The organism is Amycolatopsis ultiminotia (assembly GCF_039536925.1).
Taxonomy (GTDB): domain Bacteria; phylum Actinomycetota; class Actinomycetes; order Mycobacteriales; family Pseudonocardiaceae; genus Amycolatopsis; species Amycolatopsis ultiminotia.
Window position 1 is genome coordinate 12,251 of record NZ_BAAAZN010000012.1, and the last position, 26,787, is coordinate 39,037.

The 26,787-nt window shown below is 71.3% G+C and carries 24 protein-coding genes; 16 read left to right on the top strand and 8 right to left on the bottom strand.

Features of this window, described 5'->3' with window-relative positions; translation table 11 throughout:
• Window positions 1-150: 150 nt before the first annotated feature.
• Both ABD793_RS25510 and ABD793_RS25515 read right to left on the bottom strand, forming a co-directional pair.
• Window positions 151-921: an enoyl-CoA hydratase/isomerase family protein gene (locus ABD793_RS25510; RefSeq protein ID WP_344864297.1), complete on the bottom strand. Its 771-nt coding sequence runs from the start codon at window positions 919-921 to the stop codon at window positions 151-153.
• Entirely contained in the window at window positions 918-1,820 is a 903-nt protein-coding gene (locus ABD793_RS25515) for a PaaX family transcriptional regulator (RefSeq protein WP_344864299.1), read from the bottom strand. Before ABD793_RS25515 ends, ABD793_RS25510 begins: the two co-directional genes overlap by 4 nt.
• Window positions 1,821-1,953: 133 nt before the next feature.
• Between ABD793_RS25515 and ABD793_RS25520 the strand changes: the two genes are divergently transcribed.
• Entirely contained in the window at window positions 1,954-3,591 is a 1,638-nt protein-coding gene (locus ABD793_RS25520) for an ABC-F family ATP-binding cassette domain-containing protein (protein ID WP_344864301.1), read from the top strand.
• Between the two features lie 72 nt (window positions 3,592-3,663).
• On the opposite strand, the gene ABD793_RS25525 is transcribed toward ABD793_RS25520, so the two are convergent.
• Window positions 3,664-4,611, bottom strand: a complete 948-nt coding sequence (locus ABD793_RS25525; protein WP_344864826.1) for a methionyl-tRNA formyltransferase — start codon at window positions 4,609-4,611, stop codon at window positions 3,664-3,666.
• 147 nt (window positions 4,612-4,758) lie between these two features.
• On the opposite strand from ABD793_RS25525, the gene ABD793_RS25530 reads away from it, so the two are divergent.
• Window positions 4,759-6,096: a lysine N(6)-hydroxylase/L-ornithine N(5)-oxygenase family protein gene (locus ABD793_RS25530; protein ID WP_344864303.1), complete on the top strand. Its 1,338-nt coding sequence runs from the start codon at window positions 4,759-4,761 to the stop codon at window positions 6,094-6,096.
• Window positions 6,097-6,458: 362 nt separating this feature from the next.
• Here ABD793_RS25530 and ABD793_RS25535 read toward each other — a convergent pair whose 3' ends face one another.
• Both ABD793_RS25535 and ABD793_RS25540 read right to left on the bottom strand, forming a co-directional pair.
• Window positions 6,459-8,228 carry an ABC transporter ATP-binding protein gene (locus ABD793_RS25535; RefSeq protein WP_344864305.1) on the bottom strand — a complete coding sequence of 590 codons (1,770 nt, stop codon included), beginning with the start codon at window positions 8,226-8,228 and terminating at the stop codon, window positions 6,459-6,461.
• Window positions 8,225-9,916: an ABC transporter ATP-binding protein gene (locus tag ABD793_RS25540; RefSeq protein ID WP_344864307.1), complete on the bottom strand. Its 1,692-nt coding sequence runs from the start codon at window positions 9,914-9,916 to the stop codon at window positions 8,225-8,227. The genes ABD793_RS25535 and ABD793_RS25540 overlap by 4 nt, the downstream gene beginning before the upstream one ends.
• Before the next feature lie 86 nt (window positions 9,917-10,002).
• Between ABD793_RS25540 and ABD793_RS25545 the strand changes: the two genes are divergently transcribed.
• Both ABD793_RS25545 and ABD793_RS25550 read left to right on the top strand, forming a co-directional pair.
• A complete protein-coding gene (locus tag ABD793_RS25545) occupies window positions 10,003-11,043 on the top strand; it encodes a FecCD family ABC transporter permease (RefSeq protein WP_425548773.1) in 1,041 nt (346 codons plus the stop codon).
• Entirely contained in the window at window positions 11,040-12,065 is a 1,026-nt protein-coding gene (locus ABD793_RS25550) for a FecCD family ABC transporter permease (protein ID WP_344864311.1), read from the top strand. The genes ABD793_RS25545 and ABD793_RS25550 overlap by 4 nt, the downstream gene beginning before the upstream one ends.
• A 1-nt stretch (window position 12,066) precedes the next feature.
• On the opposite strand, the gene ABD793_RS25555 is transcribed toward ABD793_RS25550, so the two are convergent.
• Entirely contained in the window at window positions 12,067-12,912 is an 846-nt protein-coding gene (locus ABD793_RS25555) for a DMT family protein (RefSeq protein WP_344864313.1), read from the bottom strand.
• Window positions 12,913-12,953: 41 nt separating this feature from the next.
• Between ABD793_RS25555 and ABD793_RS25560 the strand changes: the two genes are divergently transcribed.
• The 6 genes from ABD793_RS25560 to ABD793_RS25585 all read left to right on the top strand — a co-directional run bounded on the left by ABD793_RS25560 (window position 12,954) and on the right by ABD793_RS25585 (window position 18,178).
• A complete protein-coding gene (locus ABD793_RS25560) occupies window positions 12,954-13,454 on the top strand; it encodes a mycothiol transferase (protein WP_344864315.1) in 501 nt (166 codons plus the stop codon).
• A gap of 23 nt (window positions 13,455-13,477) precedes the next feature.
• The gene (locus ABD793_RS25565) at window positions 13,478-14,188 is read left to right on the top strand and encodes an MBL fold metallo-hydrolase (RefSeq protein WP_344864317.1); all 711 of its coding nucleotides are present in this window, start codon (window positions 13,478-13,480) and stop codon (window positions 14,186-14,188) included.
• Window positions 14,189-14,459: 271 nt separating this feature from the next.
• The gene (locus ABD793_RS25570) at window positions 14,460-15,284 is read left to right on the top strand and encodes an ABC transporter permease (protein ID WP_344864319.1); all 825 of its coding nucleotides are present in this window, start codon (window positions 14,460-14,462) and stop codon (window positions 15,282-15,284) included.
• On the top strand, window positions 15,269-15,997 hold the full coding sequence (locus tag ABD793_RS25575; protein ID WP_344864321.1) for an ABC transporter ATP-binding protein: 729 nt from the start codon (window positions 15,269-15,271) through the stop codon (window positions 15,995-15,997). The genes ABD793_RS25570 and ABD793_RS25575 overlap by 16 nt, the downstream gene beginning before the upstream one ends.
• The gene (locus ABD793_RS25580) at window positions 15,984-17,021 is read left to right on the top strand and encodes an ABC transporter substrate-binding protein (protein WP_344864323.1); all 1,038 of its coding nucleotides are present in this window, start codon (window positions 15,984-15,986) and stop codon (window positions 17,019-17,021) included. Before ABD793_RS25575 ends, ABD793_RS25580 begins: the two co-directional genes overlap by 14 nt.
• Window positions 17,018-18,178 carry an LLM class flavin-dependent oxidoreductase gene (locus ABD793_RS25585; RefSeq protein ID WP_344864325.1) on the top strand — a complete coding sequence of 387 codons (1,161 nt, stop codon included), beginning with the start codon at window positions 17,018-17,020 and terminating at the stop codon, window positions 18,176-18,178. The genes ABD793_RS25580 and ABD793_RS25585 overlap by 4 nt, the downstream gene beginning before the upstream one ends.
• 256 nt (window positions 18,179-18,434) lie before the next feature.
• Here ABD793_RS25585 and ABD793_RS25590 read toward each other — a convergent pair whose 3' ends face one another.
• Window positions 18,435-19,199, bottom strand: coding sequence for an IclR family transcriptional regulator (locus tag ABD793_RS25590; protein WP_344864327.1), 765 nt, complete (start codon window positions 19,197-19,199; stop codon window positions 18,435-18,437).
• A 39-nt stretch (window positions 19,200-19,238) separates the two neighbouring features.
• Here ABD793_RS25590 and ABD793_RS25595 point away from each other — a divergent pair, with 39 nt between their 5' ends.
• Together ABD793_RS25595 and dmpG are read left to right on the top strand one after the other, a co-directional pair.
• Window positions 19,239-20,141, top strand: coding sequence for an acetaldehyde dehydrogenase (acetylating) (locus tag ABD793_RS25595; protein WP_344864330.1), 903 nt, complete (start codon window positions 19,239-19,241; stop codon window positions 20,139-20,141).
• Window positions 20,138-21,160: a 4-hydroxy-2-oxovalerate aldolase gene (gene dmpG, locus ABD793_RS25600; protein WP_344864332.1), complete on the top strand. Its 1,023-nt coding sequence runs from the start codon at window positions 20,138-20,140 to the stop codon at window positions 21,158-21,160. The genes ABD793_RS25595 and dmpG overlap by 4 nt, the downstream gene beginning before the upstream one ends.
• On the opposite strand, the gene ABD793_RS25605 is transcribed toward dmpG, so the two are convergent.
• The gene (locus ABD793_RS25605; RefSeq protein ID WP_344864335.1) at window positions 21,154-21,777 is read right to left on the bottom strand and encodes a TetR/AcrR family transcriptional regulator; all 624 of its coding nucleotides are present in this window, start codon (window positions 21,775-21,777) and stop codon (window positions 21,154-21,156) included. The genes dmpG and ABD793_RS25605 overlap by 7 nt on opposite strands.
• A 103-nt stretch (window positions 21,778-21,880) precedes the next feature.
• Between ABD793_RS25605 and ABD793_RS25610 the strand changes: the two genes are divergently transcribed.
• The 4 genes from ABD793_RS25610 to ABD793_RS25625 all read left to right on the top strand — a co-directional run bounded on the left by ABD793_RS25610 (window position 21,881) and on the right by ABD793_RS25625 (window position 26,680).
• Window positions 21,881-22,807 (top strand): oxygenase MpaB family protein, encoded by a 927-nt coding sequence (locus ABD793_RS25610; protein ID WP_344864337.1) that lies wholly within the window; start codon window positions 21,881-21,883, stop codon window positions 22,805-22,807.
• A gap of 12 nt (window positions 22,808-22,819) precedes the next feature.
• Window positions 22,820-23,845 carry an LLM class F420-dependent oxidoreductase gene (locus ABD793_RS25615; RefSeq protein ID WP_344864339.1) on the top strand — a complete coding sequence of 342 codons (1,026 nt, stop codon included), beginning with the start codon at window positions 22,820-22,822 and terminating at the stop codon, window positions 23,843-23,845.
• Window positions 23,846-23,969: 124 nt separating this feature from the next.
• Window positions 23,970-25,274 (top strand): MFS transporter, encoded by a 1,305-nt coding sequence (locus tag ABD793_RS25620; protein WP_344864341.1) that lies wholly within the window; start codon window positions 23,970-23,972, stop codon window positions 25,272-25,274.
• Complete coding sequence (locus ABD793_RS25625; protein ID WP_344864343.1) at window positions 25,271-26,680, top strand: pyridoxal phosphate-dependent decarboxylase family protein; 1,410 nt, start codon at window positions 25,271-25,273, stop codon at window positions 26,678-26,680. The genes ABD793_RS25620 and ABD793_RS25625 overlap by 4 nt, the downstream gene beginning before the upstream one ends.
• Window positions 26,681-26,787: the final 107 nt, after the last annotated feature.

Genomic DNA, 26,787 nt, shown 5'->3' on the forward strand with positions numbered 1-26,787 from the left:
CTCAAGACTCCTCGGGGCCCGAACCTGGGTTCCGGGGAGTGCGTTGGAAGCTACTCTAGCGGGTCCCCTCCGCTTGGTTGCAGGGAGGGCTCCCTTCCGATCGGCTCTGCTCTCACCTGCGGAAATCCGTTGGCGACGCACCGTCACGGGTCAGCGGCCGGTGAAGGTGGCTTTGCCTGGGCCGTCGGTGAGGAAGGAGTGCACTGCGCCGCGGAGGTCTTCGGTGGCGAACAGGGTGGCGGCGATGGTCGTCACGTGGGCGTTCGCTTCCGGGACGCCGCCGTGTTCGAAGTGGGCCAGTACTTTCTTCGTGGCGGCGTGTGCGCGGGTGGGGCCGGACGCCAGGTCGGCGGCGAACGCGCGGGCCGCGGTGTCGAAGCCGGAATCCGGGAGGATCCGGTTGACCACGTGCCACCGTTCCAGGGTGGTCGCGTCGTAGGTGTCCCCGGTGTAGACGAACTCCTTCGCCCTGGCGACTCCCGCGCGGGCGGCCAACCGCTGGGTGCCGCCCATCGTCGGGGTCAGGCCGACGACCTTCTCCACCAGGCCGAACTTCGCGTGGGTCGTGGCCAGCAACAGATCGCACGCAAGGGCCACCTCGAACGCCCAGGTCAGGCACAGTCTGTGCGCGGCGAACACGGTGGGACAGGGCAGCGCGGCAATCCGGTCGGTGACGGTCAGCAGCTCGTCGAACAGGGTCTTGGCCGCGGCGACCGAATCCTGGGCGTCGAACAGTGCCACGTCGACCCCGCCGCTGACCACGCGGCCCTCGGCGCGGATCAGCAGTGCACGCGCAGGGTCCGCCTCCAGCGACTCGAGCGCGGTGTGCAGCTGATCCTGCAGTGCGGTGGTGTACAGGTTGAGCGGCGGGGAGTCGATGGTCAGGACGGCGAGTCCTGCTTCGCGCTCCAGGCGGGTCATGCACGCTCCTCGTTCGCGGTGAGTTCGTCCCAGTAGTCCTGTGCGGCCGGGCGCCATTCGACGTGCTTGCGGTGGAAGAGCTCGGCGGCTTTCGTCCCGCTCCAGCCGGACGGCAGCAGTTCGCCGGGCAGTTGCGGGTCCAGGAACGGAAAACGGCGCCATTCGTGCACCAGTTCGGTCTGCGCGCGCAGCACGGCCTGCCCGCCTGCCGGGCGCAGGCCGGTGAACCGGTCGATGAAATCCTCGTAGCGGTCGGTCAGGTCCGACAGGTCCCACGACCGCGCGACCATGCTCTCCTGGTCGCCGACCTCGCCGTAGGCCGCGGTGAACGACATCGCCTGCGCGTCGAGGCCCAGTTCCGCGACGATCTGCTGGGCTTCGGCCTCCCGGCGCGGGTCCGGGCTGACCCACACCCCGGCCACCGGCGACCCGAATCCCGCCCAGGTGAGCCGGGTGCGCAGGCGATGCCGCAGGTCCCGTTTCGCTTCCGGCACCGAGACGATCAGCATCAGCCACCGGCCCTGCCAGCCGCGTGCGTCGCGGCCGAACTGGTAGATCCGGTCCGCACCCTCGGTGAGCAACCGGCGCCCCGGCGGGGTCAGCGACCAGCGCACCCGGCGGCCCACCCGATCCGAGACCAGCCAGCCCTCGGCCGAGGACCGGGCCAGCGACTGGCGGGCCGACTTCTCCTCGATGTCGAGCATGCCGAGCACCTCGACCAGGATCGATGTCCACACCGGACGGTCGCGGGGCAGCACGTACTCGCCCAGTACGGTCATCAGCAACGACCGGGCGCTGGCATGGCTCACCTCGCGCCGTCTGCTGACCTTCGGCCGGGGTTCCGCGCCGGATGGCTTCGCGCGGTGGCCGAGGGTGACCGGGGTGGCGGGTTCCGCCATCGCTTTCACCGACCTCACTGCTCTGCACAGGACTGCATACGACCCCGACGAACCCGCCCAGGGTACCCACCCGCAGTGACCGGCACGACACCCGACACACGACGCGGCCGGTCCCCGTAGACTCGGCCGCGACATGAGCGCCACACTCGTCGCGAAGGACCTGGCCGCCGGCCACGGTGACCGCGTCCTCTTCTCCGGCCTGGAGCTGGTCGTCGCCCCCGGTGACGTGATCGGGCTGGTCGGCGTCAACGGTGCGGGCAAGTCCACGCTGCTGCGCACCCTGGCCGGGCTGGTCCGCCCGGAATCCGGCGAAATCCGGCTCAACCCGCCCACCGGCACGCTCGGTCACCTCCCGCAGGAGCCGGAACGGCGGCCGGGGGAGACGGTGCACGCGTTCCTCGCCCGGCGTACCGGGGTGGCCGCCGCACAGGCCGCGCTCGACGCCGCCACCGAGGCACTCGCCGCGGGCGCGGGCGGGGCCGACGACGCCTACGGCGGGGCGCTCGAGCGCTGGCTCGCGCTCGGCGGCGCCGATCTCGACGATCGCGCGGCCGAGGTCGCCGCCGAACTCGGTCTCACCGTGGACCTGGACCAGCCGATGACGGCGCTGTCCGGTGGACAGGCCGCGCGCGCCGGACTGGCCTCGCTCCTGCTCAGCCGCTACGACGTCTTCCTGCTCGACGAGCCGACGAACGATCTCGATCTGGACGGGCTGGCCCGGCTGGAGCGGTTCGTCACCGGCCTGCGGGCGGGCACCGTGCTGGTGAGCCACGACCGGGAGTTCCTGGCCCGCACGGTGAACCGGGTGCTCGAACTGGATCTGGCGCAGCAGCGGGTGCGGGCATACGGCGGCGGCTACGAGTCCTATTTGGAGGAACGCGCACTCGCGCGGCGGCACGCGCGGGAGGAGTACGAGGAGTACGCGGCCACCCGATCGGCACTGCAAGCGCGGGCGAGCACCCAGCGCGCGTGGATGGAAAAAGGTGTGAAGAACGCCCGCCGCAAGGCCACCGACAACGACAAGGTCGGCCGCAAGTTCCGCAGTGAGGCCACGGAAAAGCAGGCGGCGAAGGCACGGCAGACCGATCGGATGATCGAACGGCTCGACGTCGTCGAGGAACCGCGCAAGGAATGGGAACTGCGGATGGAGATCGCCGCCGCGCCGCGGGCGGGTGCGGTGGTCGCCACGCTGCGGGGTGCGGTGGTACGCCGCGGCGGGTTCACGCTGGGACCGCTCGACCTGCAGGTGGACTGGGCGGACAAGGTCGCCATCACCGGCGCGAACGGCGCGGGCAAGACCACGTTGCTGGCGGCGTTGCTCGGACGGCTGCCGCTCGCCGAGGGCAGTGCCGCACTCGGCCCCGGCGTGGTCGTGGGCGAGGTCGACCAGGCACGCAGGCTGTTTCTCGGCGACGCGCCGCTCGCCGACGCATTCGCGCGCGAGGTGCCCGCGCTGGCCGACGCGGAGGTGCGCACCCTGCTGGCGAAGTTCGGGCTGAAAGCGGCGCACGTGCTGCGCTCGGCAGGCACGCTCTCGCCCGGCGAACGCACCCGTGCCGCGCTCGCGCTGCTGCAGGCGCGCGGGGTCAACCTGCTCGTGCTCGACGAGCCGACGAACCACCTCGACCTGCCCGCGATCGAGCAGCTGGAGTCCGCTGTGGACGGTTACCCCGGCACGCTGCTGCTGGTCACCCACGATCGCCGGATGCTGGAGGCGGTCTCGGTGACCCGCCGCCTGGACGTGGCAGGCGGCAAGGTCACCGAGCACTGAGCCGAACGGAGCAGTCCGCCACTGCACTCCCCGGCGGCAGCAGCAACGGAGTACCCGGCGGTACCGGTCGTTTCACGGCCGGTCGGTCAGGTATCCGCCCATCGTGGTGAAGTAGTCCGCGGCGGCCAGTTCGGTGCCGTCCGCGGTGCGGACGCGGTCCACCAGCAGTCCCGGTGAGTGCCCGCGGCGGGATTCCGGACCTGCCACGATCACCACGCCGTCGCCTTCGCGGATGAAGATCCGGCCGGGGGTGCCGCCGTAGTGGCCCTCGGACACCGACGCGCGCACGATCCGCAGTTCCTGCCCGCGGTGGTAGGCGAACGCGTTCGGGTAAGGGTCGGACTGCGCGCGCACGAGCCGGTCGATGTCCTCGGCAGGCCAGGTCCAGTCGATCAGGCTGTCCCGCCGGGCCCGCTTGTGGAAGAAACTCGCCTTGGTGCGGTCCTGGGGCAGCGGTACGGCGGTGCCGGATTCGATCAGCCGGATCGCCTCGGTGGTGAGCGGTTCGATCAGTTCCACGGTGCGGTGGAACAGATCCGTCGCGGTGTCCCGCGGGCCGACCGCGACCGCGCGCTGGGCGACGATGCCACCCGCGTCGAGTTCGGCGTTCATCATGTGCGCGGTGACGCCGACCTCCGGTTCCCCGTTGATCAGCGCCCAGATCAGCGGGGAGAACCCGGCGTAGGCGGGCAGCAGCGAATCGTGCACGTTGAGGGTGCCGTGCCGGGGCAGCTCGAAGATCTCCGGCGGCAGCCAGGTCCGCCAGTTGTTCGCCACGATCAGGTCGAGTTCGGCCGCCTTCAGCTCGGTCTGCAGCTCCGCGTCGTCCGGGCGGGTCCGCAGCAGGGTCCGGATGCCGTTCTCCTGCGCCAGGTCGGCGACGGAATCGCTCCAGATCCGCTCGTAGGCGTTCTCGCTCGGCGGATGGGTGACCACGAGTGCGACGTCGTGTCCCGCGTCGAGCAGGGCCTTGAGGGTGCGGTGCCCCCAGGTCTGGTAACCGAACATGGCCACGCGCATCGGCAGTGCACCTTTCGTGGTCGAGGCGAACATCACCCACACGGTACTAGCTGAGGCTGTCCTAAGTTAGGTTAGGGTTTCCTGAATCGTTGGAAGTGTCGCAACCGTCGGAACCACGATGCGGCAGTGCCGCGCTAGGGGACCTTCATGTCACGAGCAGTGGTCGATCGCCAGGTACCGGTCTACGACGTGGTCGGAGTGGGCTTCGGCCCGTCCAACCTCGCACTGGCGATCGCCCTCGCCGAGCACAACGCCTCGTCCGGGCAGCCGCCGGTCACCGCGCACTTCCTCGAGCGGCAGCCCCGGTTCGGCTGGCACCGCGGGATGCTGATCGACACCGCGACGATGCAGGTGTCCTTCCTCAAGGACCTGGTCACCCTGCGGAATCCGACCAGCGAGTTCAGCTTCCTGAACTACCTGCATGCCCGCGGCCGGCTCGTCGACTTCATCAACCACAAGACGCTCTTCCCGCTGCGGGTGGAGTTCCACGACTACTTCGCGTGGGCTGCGGACAAGGTCGACGACGTGGTGTCCTACGGCAGTGAGGTGGTGGCCGTCGAACCCGTGCTGGCGGACGGCGAGGTGCGCTACTTCGACGTACGGGCCCGCTGTGGCGACGAGGTGACCGAGCTGCGCGCGCGGAATCTCGTGCTCGGCACCGGGTTGCGTCCGAGCTTGCCGGAAGGGGTGGCCGCAGGCGAACGGATCTGGCACAACAGCGAGCTGCTGCACCGCGTGGCCTCGATGCGCGAGCGCTCGGCGCGCCGGTTCGTGGTGGTCGGCGCCGGGCAGAGTGCGGCGGAGGTGGCCGCGTTGCTGCACGACGAATTCCCGAGTGCCGAAGTGTGTGCGGTGTTCGCGCGGTACGGCTACAGCCCTGCCGACGACAGCTCGTTCGCCAACCGCATCTTCGATCCGGAGGCGGTGGACCAGTTCTACGCGGCGAGTGATCCGGTGAAAGACCGGCTGATGCGCTACCACGGCGCGACCAACTACTCGGCGGTCGACCTCGATCTGATCGACGAGCTGTACCGCCGACGGTACCGGGAGAAGGTGCTCGGCGTGGAGCGGCTGCGGTTGTTCAATGTGTCGCAACCGGTGGAAATCGCCGACCAGGGCACGTACGTGCGGGCGACGGTCGAGTCGCTGGCCACCGGCGAGCGTGCGGTGCTCGACGCGGACGCCGTCGTGTACGCGACCGGTTACCTGCCCGCGGATCCGACGCCGTTGCTGGGAACGCTGGCCGAGCGCTGCCGACGGGATTCCGACGGCAGGCTGCAGGTCGAGCGGGACTACCGGATCACCACCGATCCCGCCGTGCGCGGCGGGCTCTACCTGCAGGGCGGGACCGAGCACACACACGGCATCACGTCCTCGCTGCTGTCGAACACCGCGGTGCGCGTCGGCGAGATCCTGCAGTCCATTGTGGAGCGCCAGGAGGTGGCGGCGGACCGCGTGGAGTACGCGGTCAGCGGCACTCGCTGACAGCCCGCTCCTGCGGTCGGGACGCGGGCTCGATTCCGTCTGCGGCGCCGGCGAGCTGGGGGACCAGCCGCTGCAGTTGACAGGACAGGCCGAGCGCGGTCACGAACGAGGTCGAGCAGCTCGGCGCCGACGGTCGCGCCGAACTGGTCGCCGGTGGTCTGGTCCAGTCCGGAAGCCGAGGGAGGCCAGCACCCGCGAACGCGGATCCCGGCTGCCCGTGGGTATTTTCGAGCACGGTCGGCAGCAGCGCGTCCGGTTCGGTCAGCCCGACCGTGGTGATCCGCTGCGGCGCTTTCTCGATCGTGCTCGAGCCGTACTTGTGCTCGATGCGGCCCGGGAACGCTCCCGGGCCGGCGGACGGTTTACGTGTGGCCGTTCGTATCGCGGGTTCCCGACCACGCGGACCACAGCGTGGCGTACCGGCCGCCGGCGGCGACCAGTTCGTCGTGGGTGCCGGCTTCGACCACCGCACCGGCATCCAGCACCACGATCCGGTCGGAGGCGGCGGCCTGGGTGAGGCGGTGCGCCACGATCAGCCCGGTCCGGCCTTCGAGTGCGGCGGCGGCCGCGGCCTCCAGCGTGCGGGCGCCGGCACTGCCCGCCTCGGCAGTTGCCTCGTCGAGGATCGCCACCGGGGGATCGGCCAGTACGAGCCGGGCCAGGGCCAGCTGCTGCGCCTGCGTGACGGTCAGCTGGTGCCCGCCTTCGCCGACCACGGTGGCGAGCCCGTCCGGGAGGTTCTCGGCCCAGTCCAGCGCGCCGACCGCGGCGAGCCCGGCCCGCAGGTCGTCGTCGGTCGCCTCGGGGGCGGCGAGCCGGAGGTCGGCGGACAGGGGGCCGCTGAAGACGTGCACCTCCTGGCTGATCAGGGCCACCGTGCGGCGGGTGGCGGACGGACCGAGCTCGTCCAGCGGTACCCCGCCGAGCGCGACCGTGCCGGTGCTCGTGTGGTGGATGCCGGCGACGAGCCGGGCCAGCGTGGTCTTGCCCGCGCCGCTGGCGCCGACGAGTGCGACCCGTTCGCCGGGGGCCACCTCGAGGTCGACGTCCCGCAGTACCGGGTGACCGTCCACATAGGAGTGACCGACGGCGGTGGCCTTCACCGAGGCGTCGACCGGCCGGGTCCGGCGGGCCGGTTCGGCGGGCACCGGCAGATCGGCGACGCCGACCAGCCGGGCGAGGCTTGCTGCCGCCGCCTGTGCGTCGTCCACCAGCGCGAGCGCGGTGTTGATCGGGCCGAACAGGCTGTGGAAGTACAGCGCGGCCGCGGTCGCCACCCCGACCGTGGCCAGCTGTGCGCCGACCAGCAGGAAGCCGGCCGCCAGCACCGCGGAGAGCCCGACGAACTCGGCAAGGTTGAGCCGTCCGAAGAACCGGGTCATCAGCCGGATCCCGCGCAGGGCAAGCTCGACGGCGCCTTCCGAACGCCGGCGCACGCGCTCCACGTGTGCGTCGGCGAGCCGGAAGGCGCGCACGGTCTTGGCTCCGCCGATCGTGTCGAGCAGTTGCTGTTGCTGCGCACCGACTGCGGCCCGTTGGGCGGCGTAGAGCGGTTTCGCCGCTCGCACGTACCAGCGCACGGTGTGCAGCTGGATCGGCACGGCCAGCAGCGCGGCGAGCAGGAACCGCCAGTCGAGCACGGCCATCGCCGCCAGGGTCAGCACGATCGTGAGCACCGAACGGCCCAGTTCGGGCAGCGCCTCGCGGACGGCTTCGGCGACCACCGACACGTCGTTGGTGACGCGCGTGGTGAGGTCCCCGGCACCGGCCTGCTCGACCTGTTCCAGCGGAAGGCCGAGTGCCCGGTCGACGAACCGCTCGCGCAGTTCGGCCAGCATCGTCTCGCCGAGCCGCGCGAGCATCGCCACGCCGATCGCAGTGGCGATCGCGGACGCGATGGCCACGAGCACCAGTTCGACCACCGGCGTCACCAGTTCGACCGCGGGCCGCCGGGTGGCGACGAGGTCGACGACCCGGCCGAGCAGGGGAGCGGTGAGCAGGCCGATCGCGGTCGCCCCGACGATGAACACGAACGCACCCGCCGCACGTGCCTTGGACCGGCGCAGCAGGTCGCCGAGCACTGCGCGGATCCGCTTGCCGCTCGCGGTGGGCAGCAATTCGCGGGCGGTCACGAGAGCACCGTCGCACGGTAGTCGGCGCGCTCGCGTACCAGGTCGCGGTGGCTGCCCTCGGCGACCACCTTGCCGTCTCCCAGCAGTGCCACGCGGTCCGTGGCGGCGAGCAGCGCCGGGCTGGTCGTGACGATCACCGTGGTCCGCCCGCGGCGCAGCTGCGCGATTCCCTCCGCGATCCGGGCCTCGGTGACGGTGTCCACGGCGGTGGTCGGATCGTGCAGCACGAGCACCGGCGCTTCGGTCGCGAGCGCACGGGCCAGTGCGACCCGCTGGCGTTGGCCGCCGGAAAGGGAATGCCCGCGTTCGGTGACCGCGGTTGCGGTGCCCTCGGGCAGGGTCTCGGCCACCTCGTCGGCGGCCGCGGCGGCGAGTGCACCGGCCGGCACAGCCGGCATGCCACCCCGCACGTTGTCCTCCAGCGTGCCCTCGAACAGGTCCGCGTCGTGCGCCGCGACGAGCACCACCTCCCGCACCCCGGCTGGATCCACAGTGGACAGATCGACCGCGTCGACCCGCACGGTGCCGTGTTCGGGGTCGGCGAACCGGCCGAGGCAGTCGAGCAGATCGGTCGCCGCGGCCGGATCGGTGGTCACCACGCCCAGCAGCTCTCCGGCGGGCACGGTGAGGTCCAGGCCGCGCAGTTTCCCGCGTGACACCCCGGACAGCTCCACCCGCCCGCCGGCCGGCGCGGGCAGCTCGGCATTCCCGTCCGGTACCGCGAGCGGCGCGCTGAGCACCGCGGCGACCCTGGCCGCCGACGCGCGGCCCTGTGCGAGCTGGCCGTTCACGCCGGAGAAGATCAGGAACGGCGTCTGCAGGTATTGCGCGAGCCCGACCGCGGCGACCAGATCGCCGACCGAGATGTCCCCTCCCGCCGCCAGGGAACCGCCGACCAGCGCCACCAGCGCGATGAAGATCCCGGTGAGCGCCAGCAGTGCACCGTTGTGCCACGCCTGGGCGCGGGCCGCGCGGACGGTCGCGAACAGCGAGTCCCGGCTCGTGCGGCGATAGCGGGCGACCGCGGTGGGTTCGGCACCGATGCCCTTGAGCACGCGCAGTCCGGACACCAGATCGGTGGCGACCCCGGACGCGTGCGCGGCGCGTTCCTGTTCGACCGCACTGCGTTTCTCCAGCGGCTTGCCGATCAGGTGCGCGAGGAACAGCAGCGGGGGCGTGCCGAGCAGCACCAGCAACCCGAGCGGGACGGACATCCGCAGCAGCACCACCGCGCTGACCACGAGCCCGGAGAGCCCGGCCATGCCGAACGGCAGCGCCGCGTTGACCCGGCCCACCCGGCGTGCGTCGGAAACGCCCACGTTGGCCAGTTCCCCCGCGAGCGCGCCGGTTTCCGCGCCACCGCGGGGGTCGAGCACCCGGCGGCTCAGCGCCAGCCGGATCTCGTGCGCGGCCCGCACCGAGGCCCGCTCCGCGGCCCGCGCACCGAACCGGTAACTGAACGAGAGCACCAGGAAGACCAGCGCGAGCACGGCCAGCCAGCCGAGCAGGGTGAGTGCCGAACTGTCCGCGATCGCGCGGTCGAGCACCACCCCGATCACGACCGGCACCAGTGCCTCGCCACCCTGGTGGCTCGCCGCGAGCAGGGCGGCGAGCAGGAGCGGTTTCCGTTGTCCGGCGATCGAGTTCCGCAGGACTTGCCGCCCGGTCGTCGCCCCAGCCGTGGTCACCGGCACCTCCGTGTCACACCATAGAGAAAGGTAAGGCTAGTCTAAGAACCGCTGCCGTGTCCCCGGGAGGTGTTGTGGTCGTCAGTGTGAGCCCGCCGGTCCAGGCGGACCCACCGGCTCGCCGCGGCCGGGCCCGTACCGTACGCGCCGCCGGACTGGTGGTCGCGCTCGCGGTGCTGGTCCTGGTCATGCTGGTGAGTGTGTGGATCGGCTCGAAGAGCATCCCGTTCGGCTCGATCTGGTCGGTGCTCTGGCACGACGACGGCACGACCGACGCGGTGATCATCCACGACCAGCGCATCCCGCGCACCCTGCTGGGTGCACTCGTCGGGGCGGCGCTCGGTCTCGGCGGCGCGGTGCTGCAGGCGCTGACCCGCAACCCGCTGGCCGATCCGGGACTGCTCGGGGTGAACACCGGCGCGGCCGCCGCGGTGGTGTCGGCGATCGCGTTCTTCGGCATCACCGGCGTGCTGGGGTACGTGTGGTTCGCCTTTCTCGGCGCGGCCGTCGCTTCGGTGGTGGTGTACCTGCTCGGCACCGCCGGGCGCGCCGGGGCGACGCCGGACCGGCTGGTGATGTCCGGTGCCGCGCTGACCGCGGTGCTGCAGGCCTACATCGGGGCGGTCCTGCTGATCGACCCGACCACCTTCAACCAGTTCCGGTTCTGGAACGTCGGTTCGCTCAGCGGCCGCGGCGCGGACGTGCTGCTGCAGATCTCGCCGTTCGTGGCGATCGGGATCGTGCTCGCGCTGCTGCTCGCCCGGCCGCTCAACGTGCTCGCGCTGGGCGAGCAGACCGGCCGGGCGCTCGGCGCGCGGCCGGGCCGCACCCGGGTGCTCGGCGGGCTCGCGGTCACGCTGCTGTGCGGTGCCTCGACCGCGGCGATCGGGCCGATCACGTTCATCGGGCTGGCCGTGCCGCAGATCGTGCGCATCCTGGTCGGCCCGGACCAGCGGTGGGTGCTGCCCTACTCGATGGTGCTTTCGCCGATGCTGCTGATCGGCTCCGACGTGGTGGGCCGGGTGCTCAACCCGCCGGAGGAACTGCAGGTCGGCATCGTCACCGCGTTCCTCGGCGCGCCGGTGTTCGTGGCGATGTGCCGGCGGCGGAAGCTGGCGCGGCTGTGACCGCGGTGCGGGAACGGCCCGCGGCCGTGCGGATCCGGCCGCGGGCGCTGGTGACCGCGATCGTGCTGTTCGTGGCGTTGTTCGTACTGAGCGCGGTGAGCATGACCACCGGGGACTACCCCCTCTCGGTGCTCGACGTGGTGAAGACGCTGCTCGGGTTCGGCGACACCGGCACCGAATTCATCGTGACCACGCTGCGGTTGCCGCGGCTGCTGCTCGCGGTGCTGGTCGGCGCCGCGCTCGCGGTCAGCGGCGGGACGTTGCAGAGCCTGTCCGGCAACCCGCTGGGCAGCCCGGACGTGATCGGCTTCACCCAGGGTTCGGCGACCGGTGCGTTGCTGGTCATCGTGCTGGCGCACGGCGGATCCGGCGAGGTCGCGCTCGGCGCGCTGCTGGGCGGAGTGGTCACCGCGCTGGTCGTGGGCGTGCTGGCGTTCCGCCGTGGCGTGCAGGGGTTCCGGCTGATCCTGGTCGGGATCGGGGTGGCCGCGATGCTGACCGCGGCGAACTCCTACCTGATCACCCGTGCGTCCATGCAGGACGCGTATTCCGCGCAGGCCTGGCTGGTCGGCGGGCTGAACGGCCGCGGATGGGAAGAGGTCGGCCCGGTCGCGGCGGCCGTGGTGGTGCTGCTGCCGGTCGCGTTCGGCTACGGCAGGCGGCTGGCGCTGCTGGAGATGGGCGACGATTCGGCCAAGGGCCTCGGCGTGCCGGTGGAGCGCAGCCGCACCGTGCTGATCGCGGTCGCGGTGGTGCTGTGCGCGGTCGCGACCGCGGCGGCCGGGCCGATCACCTTCGTCGCGCTGGCGGCACCGCAGCTGGCGAAGCGGCTGGTCCGCTCGGCCCAGCCGGTACTGGTGTGCTCCGCGCTGATGGGCGCGGTGCTGCTGGTCGTGAGCGACCTGGTGACCCGGCTGGCGTTCGGCGAGGAGGGGCTCCCGGTGGGCATCGCGACCGGTGCGATCGGCGGCCTCTACCTGATGTGGCTGCTGTCGAGCCAGTGGCGGCGCAACCGGGGCTGAGTCACCGGGCGGCGGGTTGTTCGACCGGCGCCGGCTCGCCGAACCGGGCCAGCGTCAGCGCCGCGGCGACCGCGAGCACGAACCCGGCCAGCGCCACGGCCACGAAACCGGGACGGGTGCGGTCGCCCAGGAGCAGGACACCGACCAGCGACGGCAGTACGGTCTCGCCGAGCACGTTCATCGCGGTGGCGGTGGTCACGCTGCCGCGCTGCAGTGCGGTTGCGTAGAACAGCATTGCCAGCCCCCCGGCGGCGGCCACCACGTACAGCGCCGGATCGCGCACCAGGTCCAGCGGCGTCAGGCTCGGGATGACCCGGCCGGCGACCGCGACCACCCCGAAGCACAGCCCGGCGACCAAGCCCAGCGCCGGCGTCCGGACGCGGTGACCGGCGCGTCCGGCGGCAAGTCCGGCGAGGCCGAGCACCACGACCGTGCCGACCAGCGCGAGCCGGAAGCCGAGGCCCACCTGGTCGGAGCCCTCGCTCTCGGCCGACGAACCGAGCAGGGCCAGCCCGGCGCAGAGCACCACCACGGCGGCCCATTCCCGCGCGCCCAGTCGTGCCCCGAGCACGCGTGCGGCGACCGCGGTCACCGCGAGGCTGGCCGCCTGCGTGGCCTGGACGACGAACAGCGGCAACACTTGCAGTGCGGCGACCTGCGAGACGAACCCGAGCACGTCGAGCCCGAGCCCGAGCACGTACTTCCACTGCCGCAGCACCCGCAGCAGCAGCCGGGGATCGACACCCGCTCCCGCGTCCGGGGTTGCCTTCGCCGCGATCGCCTGCAGAACGGAGCCGACACCGTAGGCCACCGCGGAAAGCGCCGCACACAGGAAACCCCACACCATGCGGCAACCCTATGCCCCGCCCCGCCGGTACGCTCCGCACCATGTCCGAGGTGGAACGCGAGTGGCCCGATCGGCTGGACGGCGACGAGCTGACCGTGCAGACCCGGTTCCTCGGCTTCCTGCGAGCGACCGCAGTGGGCAAGCTCGCGGGACTGAACAGGGAACAGGCCGTCGCGGCGCCGCTGCCGAGCTCGCCACGGACCAGCGCGCTGGGGGTGCTGAAACACCTGACGGCGGTCGAACGGTGGTGGCTGTCGATCGAAGCCGGCGGCGCGGCGCTGCCTTCGCTGTGGCCGGGATCGCCGGATCCGAGCTGGGACGTGACTCCGCAGGACGATCCGGAGTCGGTGATCACGGCGTACCGCGCGGAGTGGGTGCATTCGGCGAATGCGCTCGCGGAACTGGTGCCGGAGGAGCGGACCCGACGATCGGGTGAGTTCACCGTGCGCTGGGTGCTCGCGCACGTGGTGCAGGAGACCGCACGGCACGTCGGGCACTTGGACGCACTGCGCGAACTCGCCGACGGCGCGGTCGGCGAGTGAGCATCGCCGGTTAGGCTGCGGGCATGGCAGACCAGCTGTACTTCCGCCAGTTGCTCGCAGGCAGGGACTTCGCCGTGGGCGATCCGGTCGCGACCCAGATGGTGAACTTCGCCTATCTCATCGGCGATCGCGAAACCGGCGACGCGGTGGTGGTGGACCCGGCCTACGCGGTACGGGACCTGCTGGACCTGCTCGAAGCGGACGGTATGCGGCTGAGCGGGGTGCTGGCCACGCACCACCACGCCGATCACGTCGGCGGCGACCTGATGGGGGTCGCGCTGCCCGGGATCGCCGAACTGCTCGCGGTGGCACCGGTGCCGATCCACGTCAACGCCGAGGAACGCGAATGGGTCCGCCGGGTCACCGGGGTGTCGGAGACCGACCTGCGCGGGCACGACCACGACGACGTCGTGACCGTCGGCTCGATCGGCATCCGGCTGCTGCACACCCCTGGGCACACCCCCGGCAGCCAGTGCCTGCTGGTCGGCGACCGGCTCGTCTCCGGCGACACGCTGTTCCTGGAAGGCTGTGGCCGCACCGATTTCCCCGGCGGCGACGCGGACGCGATCTTCCGCAGCCTGCAGTGGCTCGCCGCGCTGCCCGGTGATCCGGTGGTCTACCCCGGGCACCAGTACTCTCCCGAGCCGTCCGCCGCGTTGTCGCGGGTGAAGGCGGCCAACTTCGTGTTCCGGCCGCGTTCGCTCGATCAGTGGCACCGGTTGTTCGGCGGCTGATCGGCTCGGCTGTCCCGGATACCGGGCGGCGGCACGGCCGCCCCTGTTCGCGGACCCGAACACCGGCGGCCCGGGTTCCACTGCGCGGGAACCGGTGGACGCGCATTGACTTCACCCGGCCGTGGCCCGAAGCTCGTCATCATGTGTCCGAGCGTTTCCCTCGTGTGCCGACGGCACATCGATCTCGGCCGGCGGGCGAACGCGGCCTGTCGGCCTTTCTGAACGACGTTTTTCCTTTTCCCTGAACGAAAACCGTACCCGGGAGAAATCCGTGTCGATTTCCACCACGGGCGTGCTGTCGCGCGCCGATCCGGCCGCGCCCGCGCAGGTGCCCCGCCCGGCGCGGCGGCGGCGGCCGTCGCTGCGCCGCTGGATCAGCCCGGTCGGGCTGATCGCGCTGTGGCAGATCGCCAGCTCGACCGGTCTGCTGCCACCGGAAAAACTCAGCTCGCCGTGGACCGTCCTGCAGGCGGGCGTCGAGGTCGCGCGCAGTGGCGAGCTCGGCGACGCATTCGTGATCTCACTCGGCCGGGTGGGTGCGGGGTTCGCACTCGGTGCCGCGGTGGGGATCCTGCTCGGAGTGGTCTCCGGCCTGTTCCGCTGGGGCGAGGCGCTGGTCGACCCGCCCGTGCAGATGCTGCGCACGCTGCCGTTCCTCGGGCTGATCCCGTTGTTCATCCTGTGGTTCGGGATCGGCGAGGAGACGAAGATCCTGCTCGTCGCGCTCGGCGTGGCGTTCCCGCTCTACCTCAACGTCCACTCCGGCATCCGCGGCACGGACGAGCGGCTGGTGGACGCCGCGCGGGCGCTCGGGTTCAGCCGTGGGGAACGGCTGTGGCATGTGGTCCTGCCGGGCGCGCTGCCGCCTGCGCTGGTGGGGCTGCGGCAGTCGCTCGGGGTCGCCTGGCTCGCGCTGATCGTCGGCGAGACGGTGAACGCCGACGCCGGGATCGGCTACCTGATCACCAATGCGCGGGACTTCCTGCGGACCGACGTGGTGGTGGTCGGGCTCGTGGTCTACGCGGTGCTGGGCCTGGTCACCGACGCGCTGGTGCGGCTACTGGAACGGAGGGCGCTGCGATGGCGGGCACGGTGAATCCTGCGGCCGCGGTGCGCGGCCTGACCAAGCGGTTCGGCGACCGCGCTGTCCTGAGTGGACTGGACCTGACGATCGAGCGCGGGGAGTTCGTGGCACTGCTGGGCCGCAGCGGATCGGGCAAGTCGACCCTGCTGCGGGTGCTGGCCGGACTGGACGCCGAGATCGAAGGCACCGCCCGCGTGCCCGGCACCGTCTCGGTCGCCTTCCAGCAGCCGCGGTTGCTGCCGTGGCGGAAGGTCTGGCGCAACGTCGTGCTCGGCCTGCGCCGCGACGGGGAAAGCCAATCACGCAACCGCGCCGTGGCGGAACGCGCGCTGGCGGAGGTGCAGCTGAGCGGGCACGCGGACGCGTGGCCGCTGACCCTCTCCGGTGGGGAAGCCCAGCGCGTGTCGCTCGCCCGTGCGCTGGTCCGCGAGCCCGATCTGCTGTTGCTGGACGAACCGTTCGGCGCGCTCGACGCGTTGACCCGGCTCGCGATGCACGGTCTCGTCGAGGATCTGTGGCGCACGCACCGGCCGGGTGTGCTGCTCGTGACCCACGACGTGGACGAGGCGCTGCTGCTCGCGGACCGGGTCCTCGTGCTGGGTGAAGGCCGCATTCTGGCCGAGCACGTGCTGAGCCACCCCCGTCCGCGGACTGCCGCCGACCATGCCGACGTACGCACCCGCGTGCTGGCCGACCTGGGAGTGACCGAAGGTGCATCTGCGTAAGACCGTGCTTCGCACGACGACGGCCGCGCTGGCCGCGACTCTGGTGCTTGCCGGGCTCGCCGCCTGTTCGTCCTCCGGTACCGCGACCGGTCCGGCTCCGGTACCCGCTGCGGTTTCACCTGCCGAGCTGGCGAAGGTGACGCTGCGGGTGGGTGATCAGAAAGGCGGCGTGAAGTCGCTGCTCACCGCGGCCAAGGCGGTGGGCGACGTGCCGTACAAGATCGAATGGTCCACGTTCACCTCGGGCCCGCCGCTGCTCGAAGCGGCGTCCGCGGGGGCGGTCGACGTCGGACGCGTGGGCAACACGCCGCCGATCTTCGCGGCCGCGGCGAAGGCGAAGATCGCCGTGGTGAGCGTGGCGAAGAGCAATGTCGAGCGGGAAACCGTACTGGTACCGGGAAATTCACCGCTGCGCGATGTGGCATCCCTGCGGGGCAAGACGATCGCGGTGTCGAAGGGCAGTTCGGCGCACGGCCAGCTGCTGAACACCCTGAAGAAGGCCGGTTTGTCCACTAAGGATGTAAAGCTGTCGTTCCTGCAGCCGTCGGAGGCGTACGCGGCGTTCACCCAGCACGAGGTGGACGCATGGGCGATCTGGGATCCGTATACGGCACAAGCGCAACTCGATGCGCACGCCAGGGTGCTCGCCGACGGCCGGGGCAGTTCGAACGGCCTGGCGTTCGAGACCGCGAGCACCGGCGCGCTCGCGGACCCGGGCAAGAACACCGCGATCAAGGACTTCGTGCAACGGGTGGCGAAGGCACAGCTGTGGGCGAACACGCACCACACCGAGTGGGCGCGAGCGTGGGCGGCCGAGACCGGGCTGAAGCTCGCGGTCGCGCAGAAGGCAGTGGACGCCGGACGGGACGTGCCCACGCCGCTGGACGACGGGGTGATCGCTTCCGAACAGCAGCTGGCGGACGCGTTCTCCGACGCAGGCACCCTGCCCGGGAAGGTCGACTTCGCGGCGTTCGCCGATCGCCGATACGGGCCCGAGCTCGAGGCCGCGAGGATGAGCGGATGAGCCTGAAACTGCACTGGTTCCTGCCGACCAGCGGGGACGCGCGGACGATCGTGGAACGCTTCCACGCGAAGCAGTCCCAGGGGCCGAGCGCGCAGCGGACCGCCGACCTGGACTACCTCGCACAGGTTGCGCGGGCGGCCGAGCACCAGGGTTTCGAGGGCGTGCTCACGCCGACCGGGACGTGGTGTGAGGACGCGTGGCTGAGCACCGCTGCGCTGATCAGGGAAACGTCGAGGCTGAAGTTCCTCGTCGCGTTCCGGCCGGGGGTGATCTCGCCGACGCTGGCCGCGCAGATGGCGGGCACGTTCCAGCGGCTGTCGTCCGGGCGGGTCCTGCTCAACATCGTGACCGGCGGCGACGCCGTGGAACAGCGCCGCTTCGGCGACTGGCACGACCACGACGAACGCTACGCCCGGACCGACGAGTTCCTGTCCGTCGTGCGCGGCGTCTGGTCCGGCAAGCCGTTCGACTTCGACGGGGACCACCTCCGGGTCGAGGGCGCGACGACGCTGGCTGCTCCGGATCCGGTGCCGCCGGTGTACTTCGGCGGCTCGTCGCCTGCCGCCCTTCCGGTCGCCGCCCGGCATGCGGACGTGTACCTGACCTGGGGTGAACCGCCGGCACAGGTCGCGGAGAAGATCGCGAAGGTGCGGGAGCTGGCCGAGGCCGCCGGGCGCACGCTGCGCTTCGGGGTGCGGCTGCACACGATCGCGCGGGACACCTCGGCCGACGCGTGGGCGGAGGCGCAGAAGCTGCTGGACGCGCTGAGCCCGGAACAGATCACCCAGGCACAGGCCACGCTGGCGGCGAGCGAGTCGGTGGGCCAGCGCCGGATGGTCGCGCTGCACGGCGGCCGCAGCGCCGGGTCCGCCCGCGAGCTGGAGGTGCACCCCCACCTGTGGACGGGCATCGGCCTGGTCCGCGGCGGTGCGGGCACCGCGATGGTCGGCAGCCACGCGGAAATCGCGGACCTGATCGAGGAGTACCACGCGGCAGGGGTGAGCGAGTTCGTGCTGTCCGGGTATCCGCACCTGGAAGAGGCGTACTGGTTCGGCGAAGGCGTACGGCCGGAGCTGGCCCGGCGTGGGCTGCTGACGGAGGCACCGTCGCTGCGACCGGTGGACGCCGCTCCGGAACGGGCAGCGGCGGCCCAGTAGGATGGTCCACAACGGACTGTGCCGATCCGACGGGGCCGGTCCACGGCGGCGGGCCCGTTGCCGCGGCCATGGCCGGTCGTGGTGGCGAGCCTCCTCGGTCCAGAGTGGACGGATGAGGCAGGCTGCCTCGGTCCACCGCGGTGGCAGCGTCCTGTTGTCCCAGTCCGCCGGGACGGTGCCGATCCGCCGAGGCGGTCCACTGTGGCCGGTGCGTTTTCGGCGGCTGGTTTGGCCCGGCTGGGGCGCGTCCAGCCGGTCAGGGTTCCGCGATCGTGCGCGACAGTGCCAGTGCGACGGTCCGCACCGCGGGGGCGACCCGTTCCGTGCGCATCCGGGTGGTCCAGCCGGAGATGGACACCGCGGCGACGGCGAACCCGCTCGCGTCCACGAGGGGGCTCGCCGCACACACCACGCCGACCCCGGATTCCTCCCGTTCGAACGCGATGCCGTCGTCGCGGATGCGGGACAGCTGGCGGCGCAGCAGTCCGGGCGCGGTGATGGTGCGGCTGCTGACCCTCGGCAGCCCCGCGTCGATCACCCGCGTGAGCACCTCGTCGGGGGAGCGGGACAGGATCGCCTTCCCGACGCCGGTCGCGTGGGCGGGGAAGCGGCCGCCGGTGCGGGAGGGCAGATCCGGCGCGTCCGGACCGCGCAGCACGTCCAGGTACACCACCTCGGTGCCCTCCAGCACCGCAAGGTGCACGGTGTTGCGCGTGGCTTCCCGCAGGTCCGCCAGGTACGGCCGGGCGGCCTCCACCAGCCCGCGCCGCCGGACGGCGAGCTGGCCGATTTCGAACAGCCGGAGCCCGAGCCGCACCGAGGTCCCGTCGCGTTCCAGCAGACCGGTGTCCGCGAGGTGCCCGGCCAGCCGGTGCACGGTCGTCTTCGCCAGTCCGGTGCGCCGGGCCAGCTCCGACACGCCCAGTGCGTCGTCGCCCGGCCGGAATGCTTCGAGCAGCGCGGCGATCCGGGTCGCGACGAGCCCGTCGGCCGGCTGGTTGTTCCGCCCAGTGGTACGCATGGGTTGAGTGTGCCGCATCCGGCGCGGGACTGTGCACTCATGGCGGAACGCAAGGTGACGGCCGCGATCGTCGGCCCGGGGAACATCGGTACGGACCTGCTCGCGAAACTGCAGCGCAGTGAGCACGTCGAAGTGCGTTACATGGTGGGTGTCGATCCGGCGTCGGACGGGCTCGCGCGCGCCGCGGCGCTCGGACTCGAAACGTCGGCCGAGGGCGTGGACTGGCTGCTTTCGCGTGCCGAGCCGCCACAGCTGGTGTTCGAGGCGACGTCGGCGAAAGCGCACCTGGCCAACGCACCCCGCTACGAACAGGCGGGTATCCGGGCGATCGACCTCACGCCGGCCGCGGTGGGCCCGTTCACCTGCCCCGCGGTCAACCCGCCGGACCGCCTCGGCGCCCGCAACGTCAACCTGATCACCTGCGGCGGCCAGGCCACCATCCCGATCGTGCACGCCGTGTCGAGGGTGACGCCGGTGCCGTACGCGGAGATCGTGGCCTCGGTGTCGTCCCGTTCCGCCGGGCCGGGCACCCGCGCGAACATCGACGAGTTCACCGTGACCACCGCGCGCGGGATCGAGCAGGTCGGCGGTGCGGAGAAGGGCCGCGCGATCATCATCATCAACCCGATGGACCCGCCGATGATCATGCGGGACACGGTGTTCTGCGCGGTCGGCCCGGAGACGGACTTCGCCGCCGTCAGCGCGTCGATCGAGCGGATGGTGGCGCAGGTGCAGCACTACGTCCCCGGGTACCGGCTCAAGGCGGAGCCGCAGTTCGATCCGCCACGGCCGGAATGGGGAGGCCGTGCCCGCGTCGGGGTGTTCCTCGAAGTCGCGGGCAACGGTGACTACCTGCCCACCTACGCGGGCAACCTGGACATCATGACCGCCGCCGCGGCGCGGGTCGGCGACCTCTTCGCCGCACAGGAGGTGGCCGCATGACCAGCGAAGTCCGGCTCGTCGACACCACACTGCGCGACGGCAGCCACGCGATGGCACACCAGTTCACCGAACGGCAGGTACGCGACACCGTCCGCGCACTCGACGACGCGGGGATCTCCTTGATCGAGGTGACGCACGGCGACGGGCTCGGCGGCTCCACGTTCAACTACGGCTTCTCCCTGGTGGACGAACGAGAACTGATCGCCGCCGCGGTGGACGAGGCGGAGCGCGCCAAGATCGCGGTGCTGCTGCTGCCCGGTCTCGGCACGGTCACCGATCTGCGTGCGGCGGCCGACCTGGGCGCGGGCGCGGTGCGGATCGCGACGCACTGCACCGAAGCGGACGTGTCCATCCAGCACTTCGGCGCGGCCCGCGAACTCGGCCTGGAGACGGTCGGTTTCCTGATGCTGTCACACATGTCGACGCCGGAGGAGCTGGCCGGACAAGGCCGGATCATGGTCGACGCGGGCTGCCAGTGCGTGTACGTGGTGGATTCCGCCGGTGCGCTGGTATTGGAGGAGGCGGCCGATCGCGTCGCCGCACTGGTCGCGGAATTCGGGGACCAGGCGCAGGTCGGCTACCACGGGCACCAGAACCTCAGCTTCGGCGTCGCGAATTCGGTACTCGCCCAGCGCGCGGGCGCACGCCAGATCGACGGTTCGCTCGCCGCGCTCGGGGCCGGCGCCGGGAACTCGCCCACCGAGGTGCTCGCGGCGACGTTCGAACGGCTCGGCGTGCACACCGGCGTGGACAAGGACGTGCTGATGGACGCCGCGGAGAACGTGGTCAAGAAGTACCTCACGCGGCTGCCGGTGATGGACCGGTCGTCGATCGTGCAGGGCTTCGCCGGGGTGTACTCGAGTTTCCTGCTGCACGCCGAGCGCGCGGCCGAGCGGTACGACGTGCCTGCGCACGAAATCCTGTACCGGGTGGGTGCCGAGCGCTACGTCGGCGGTCAGGAGGACATGATCATCGATATCGCCCTGCGGCTGCGGGAGGAACGAGCCGTGGCTCAGTGACGAGGGGAGCCGAGGTGCGGACCGGAGTCGAGGGCGTCCGCGCCGAGCACCAGCCGCACGCAGTGTTCGACCAGCCGCTCGCGGGACACCGTCAGCGTGCCGTCGAGGTAGGCGATGAACACGTTGCTCAGCGCGCCGACGAGACCGATCGACACGAGCTGACGGCCGGTCTCGTCGCCATGGGAAAGCTGCTGCCCGACGAGTGCGGCGAACGCCGGGAGCAGGTGCCGGCCCCGGCGGGTGAGCGCCGGATCGGTCATCGGCGCGAGCAGCAGCACCCGGCCGAGACGCGGATCGTCGAGGACCAGCTCCACGAACGCGGTCACCGCGTGCTCGGCTCGCTGCCGCGGATCCGCCGCGTCGCACACCGCGTCGACGAGGACCTGGCGGGCTTGTTCGCCGACGTGTTCGTAGATCGCGGCGACAAGGTCCTCGCGGTCGGTGAAGCTCTCGTAGAAGTACCGCTCGGTGAGCTTCGCGCGGCGGCACACCGCGCGGACACTCACCGCCGCGGAGCCGTCGGTGCCGAGCAGGTCGAGCCCGGCGTCGACGAGCCGGACGCGCCGCTGCGCCCGGCGATCGTCCAGCGTCGTACCCGCCCATGTGCGGCCCGGCATATCCGCTCCTCGGAGTCGACCGGGCGAGGTTGACCACGCCCGTTGTCACATCCTAACCTGACAACAGCTGTAGTCAGTTCGCCGACCGGCACGAGGAGGTGCGATGACCGGGGACGTGCCGGAGCCGCTGGGGCCGGAGTCGTTGACCTGGAAGTACTTCGGCGACTGGCGGGGACTGCTGATCGCGCTGTGGGCCGGTTCGATGCAGAACATGCACCCCGGCCTCGGTGCCGGCGTCGAACAGCACTCCCGGTTCTTCGCCGAACGCTGGCAGCGGCTGTTCCGCTCGCTGTACCCGATCGGCGGCGTGGTCTACGACGGCCCGCGCGCACCGCGCACCGCACTGGAGGTGCGCGGCTATCACGACCGGATCAAGGGCGTCGACGCGAAGGGCCGCCGGTACCACGCGCTCGACCCGGACACGTTCTACTGGGCGCATTCGACGTTCTTCGTCAGCACCATCCTGATCGCCGACCACTTCATGGGCGGGATCGGCGAGGCGGAGAAACGCACGCTGTTCGACGAGCACGTGCGCTGGTGGCGGATGTACCGGATGACGATGCGGCCGGTCCCGCAGTCCTGGGAGGACTTCCAGCGCTACTGGAAGCACATGTGTGCCGAGGTGCTGGAGGACAACAAGGCGACCCGCGACGTGCTCGACCTGCGCGGCATCGCGAAGCCGCCGTTCCTGCCGTGGCTGCCGGATCCGTTGTGGCGGCCGGTCTCGGCGCTGATCGCCCGCGGTTTCGTGTGGCTCACCGTGGGTCTCTACGATCCGGAAGTGCGCGCACTGCTGGGCTACCGCTGGTCGGCCCGTGACGAACGGCGGCACCGCCGGGCCGGGCAGCTGGTCAACGCGCTGTTCACGCTCGTCCCGCGTGATCGGCGCTACCACCCGCGGGCCAGGGCGGGGTGGCGGCGGGAGCGTGGCACGGCGGCCGCGGACGCGCCACCGGTCGAGACTCCACGCAGGAACCTGCCGCCGCTCGCCGAGCGCGGCAAACCCGAGCACTATTCGCCGGACGTGTGACAGGAGAACTGGATGAAGCTGGGCTTTCACCTCGGTTACTGGGGGAGCGGGCCGATCCCGGGTGCGCAGGAGGCGGTGCTCGAGGCCGAACGGCTCGGGTTCGACTCGGTGTGGTCGGCCGAGGCGTACGGTTCGGACGCGTTCACGCCGCTGGCCTGGGCAGGTGCGTCGACGAGCCGGATCACGCTCGGCACCAACATCGTGCAGATGTCCGCGCGTACGCCGACCGCGACCGCGATGAGCGCGCTGACTATGGACCACCTCAGCGGTGGCCGGTTCGTGCTCGGGCTCGGCGCGTCCGGTCCGCAGGTCGTGGAGGGCTGGTACGGCCAGCCGTACCCGAAACCACTGGCACGTACCCGGGAATACGTGACGGTGATCCGCAAGGTGCTGGCCCGCGAGGGGCCGGTGACCTTCGACGGGCAGTTCTTCCAGCTGCCGCTGCAGGGCGGGGCCGGGCTCGGCAAACCGCTGAAGCCCACCGTGCACCCGCTGCGCGCGGACCTGCCGATCTACCTCGCTGCCGAGGGGCCGAAGAACGTCGCGCTCGCCGCCGAAATCTGTGACGGCTGGCTGCCGTTGTTCTTCTCGCCGAAGGCCGACAGCTTCTACCGCGCGGCGCTGGAGGAGGGCTTCGCCCGCGAAGGCGCACGACGCAGTCTCGCCGATTTCGAGGTGGCCGCGTCAGTCCCGGTGATCGTGCACGACGACGTCGAGGAAGCGGCGAGCTGGATCAAGCCCGCGCTGGCGCTCTACATCGGCGGGATGGGCGCGAAGTCGGTGAACTTCCACCACGACGTGTTCGCCCGCCTCGGCTACGGCGGGGTGGCCGACGACGTGCAGGAGCTCTACCTCGCGGGCCGCAAGGAGGACGCGGTGGCCGCGATCCCGACGTCGCTGGTGGAGGACACGTCGCTGATCGGCCCGCCGGAGAAGATCCGCAAGGAACTCGCGGTGTGGGAGGACACCCTGGTGACCACGTTGCTGTTGCGCGGTGACGCCGGGTCGCTGGCGAGGACGGCCGCCGCACTGTCCTGACCGGACCGGGCGGCCCGGTACCGGGAGTGCACCGCGACGGTGGCACGATTCCCCCGGACCACTACCGGCCACCGGCGAAGATCGACCAGGCATGCGTTCGTCGGACCGCCCTCGAGGAGGACCCTTGGCGACGCTGTCCCGCCGGACGACCACCCGCTACTCGCTCGGCTCGTTCGTCACCGGGGCGTTCGGCACCGTGCCGGGGCTGCTCCTGCTGCCGTACCTGACCGACACGATGGCCGTGCCCGCCGCCGCGGCCGGGGTCATCGTGTTCGTGCCGAAGGCCTGGGACGTGGTGTTCAACCCGATCGCAGGCAGGCTCTCGGACGCCGATCTGGTACGCACCGGCAGCCGGCGACGGTACCTGCTGCGCGGCGGGATCGGGGTGGCGATCCTGTTCGCGGCGCTGTTCGCGCACCCCGGGTTCGGCAAGCCGGTGCTGGACGCGGCCTACGTCGTGGTCGTGTTCTTCCTGTGTGCCACCGCGTACGCGTTCTTCCAGGTTCCGTTCAACGCGCTGCCCGCCGAGCTGACCGACTCCGCGGAGGACCGCACGAGGCTCACCAGCGTGCGGATCGGGGTGCTGGCGGTCGCGATCCTGGTTTCCGGCGGCGGCGCGCCGGCGATCACCGACCTGCTCGAAGGCGTGGCGGGTTACCGGGTGATGGGGCTCGTGATGGGCGTGATCATCCTGCTCGCCACGCTCGGGGTCTACTTCGGCCTGCGCGGTGCGCCGGTCGGATCGCTGCGGCCGAACACGGTCCGGATCAAGGAGCTGGCCAGGACCATCGCGCAGTGGCGGCCGTTCCGCTGGCTGCTGGGGGTCTACTTCATCCAGGCGCTCGGCATCGGCACGGTGCTGGCCGCGATCCCGTACTTCGCACAGCATGTGCTGGGCGATCCCAGCTACCGCACGGTGATCTTCGTGGCGTTCGTCGGCCCGGCGCTGCTGACCATGCCGTTGTGGCCGCGGCTGGGCGCGCGCTGGGGCAAGCTCGCCGGGTTCCGGATCGCGACCACGTCGTTCTTCGTCGGCCTCGTCGCGATGTTCTTCGCCAAGGATCTGCCGCTCGCGGCCACCCTGGTGTTCGTCGCACTGGCCGGGGTCGGCTACGCCGGGATCTCGGTGTTCCCGCTGGCGATCCTGCCGGACCTGATCAGCGACGAGGAGACCCGCACCGGGCAGACCCGCGCCGGGATCACGGCCGGCGTGTGGACCGCGTCCGAGACGCTCGGGCTCGCGCTCGGACCCGGACTGTTCGGCCTGGTGCTGCAGGCGGGGGACTACGCGTCGAGCACGGACTCCGCCGCCGCACAGCCGGATTCGGCGATCACCGCGATCCTGATCGGCTCCTCGGTACTGCCCGCGGTGCTGATCGTGCTGGGCATCCCGCTGCTGCGGCGTTCGGTGCTGGAGCGCCGGTCGTGAACGACGTACTGGCCAGGCTGCGGGAACTGCGCTCCGGTGACCTGCCCACGCACGGCGGGCGCACGCTGGCCTACGTCTACGACAGCGGCGTGTCCGAAGTGGACGAAATAGCGGCCGCCGCGCACGCACTGGCGAGCTCGGCCAACGGCCTCGACCCGACCGCGTTCCCGAGCCTGCTGCGGATGGAGAACGACCTCGTCGCGCGGGCGGCCGGACTGCTCGGCGGTACCGCGGCGACGGCAGGCGCGATCACCTCGGGCGGAACCGAATCGTGCCTTCTTGCCGTGCTGGCCGCCAGGGACGCGCGGCCGGAGGTGGCTTCGCCGTCGGTGGTGCTGCCGGAAACCGCGCACGCAGCTTTCCACAAAGCCACGCACTTGTTCGGGGTGCGCAAGATCGTGGTTCCGGTCGATCCGGAGACCTTCCGCGCCGTGCCTTCGGCGATGGCCGAAGCGATCGACGAGTCCACTGTGCTCGTAGTGGCGAGTGCGCCTTCGTATGCGCACGGCGTGGTGGATCCGATTCCGGAGATCGCCGCGGCCGCCGCGTCGGCCGGGGTGCGCATGCACGTGGACGCGTGCATCGGCGGGTGGGTGCTGCCCTACTTCGCGAAGCTGGGCGCGGCGGTTCCCCGGTTCGACTTCGGCGTGCCGGGCGTGACGAGCATTTCGGTGGACCTGCACAAATACGCGTACTGCGCGAAAGGTGTTTCGGTGCTGTTGCACGCGGACGCCGAACTGCGGCGGACGCACTACTTCGCGAGCGCCGCGTGGCCCGGCTACACGATGCTGAACCCGACACTGCAGAGCACTCGCTCGGGCGGACCGCTCGCCGCTGCCTGGGCCGTGGTGCATCATCTGGGCGAGGAAGGTTATCTGCGCCTGGCCGAAATCACGCGGGAAGCCGTGACCCGCATCCGTTCCGGCGTCGCGGCGATCGACGGGCTGCGGGTGCTGGGGAAGCCGGAATCGACGTTGATCGCTTTCACGGCCGAGGGCGCCCGGTTCGATCTGTTCACGGTCGCCGACGAGATGAAGGTGCGCGGGTGGTACGTGCAGCCGCAGTTCGCGCACCGGAGCTCGCCGATGAACCTGCACCTCACCGTCACGGCGGCGAATCGGGGCAGTGAAACGGAATTCCTGACGGACCTGGCGGCTTCGGTCGCCTCCGCAGCAGCTGCCGGCCCGGTGCCGGTCGACCCCGACGTGGCAGCCTTCGTGGCCTCGCTGGACCCGGCAACCCTGACCGGCGAACAGTTCCGCGGACTGCTTGCCGTCGCGGGCCTGACCGGCGGTGCCGGCCTGCCCGAGCGGATGGCTCCGATCAACGCACTGCTCGCGACCGCCTCGGAACCCTTGCGTGAACGGCTTCTCACCGAGTTCCTGGGCGCGCTGTACACCCCTTGACGGTCTCGCACGGGTGGTCCCGGGTGTAGGGGCAGGTTTGTTGCCTGTATCCCCAGGAGCTCCTCGCACCCGGCTCGTGGGCTATTAGCCTGGGCCCTGCGTTTCGA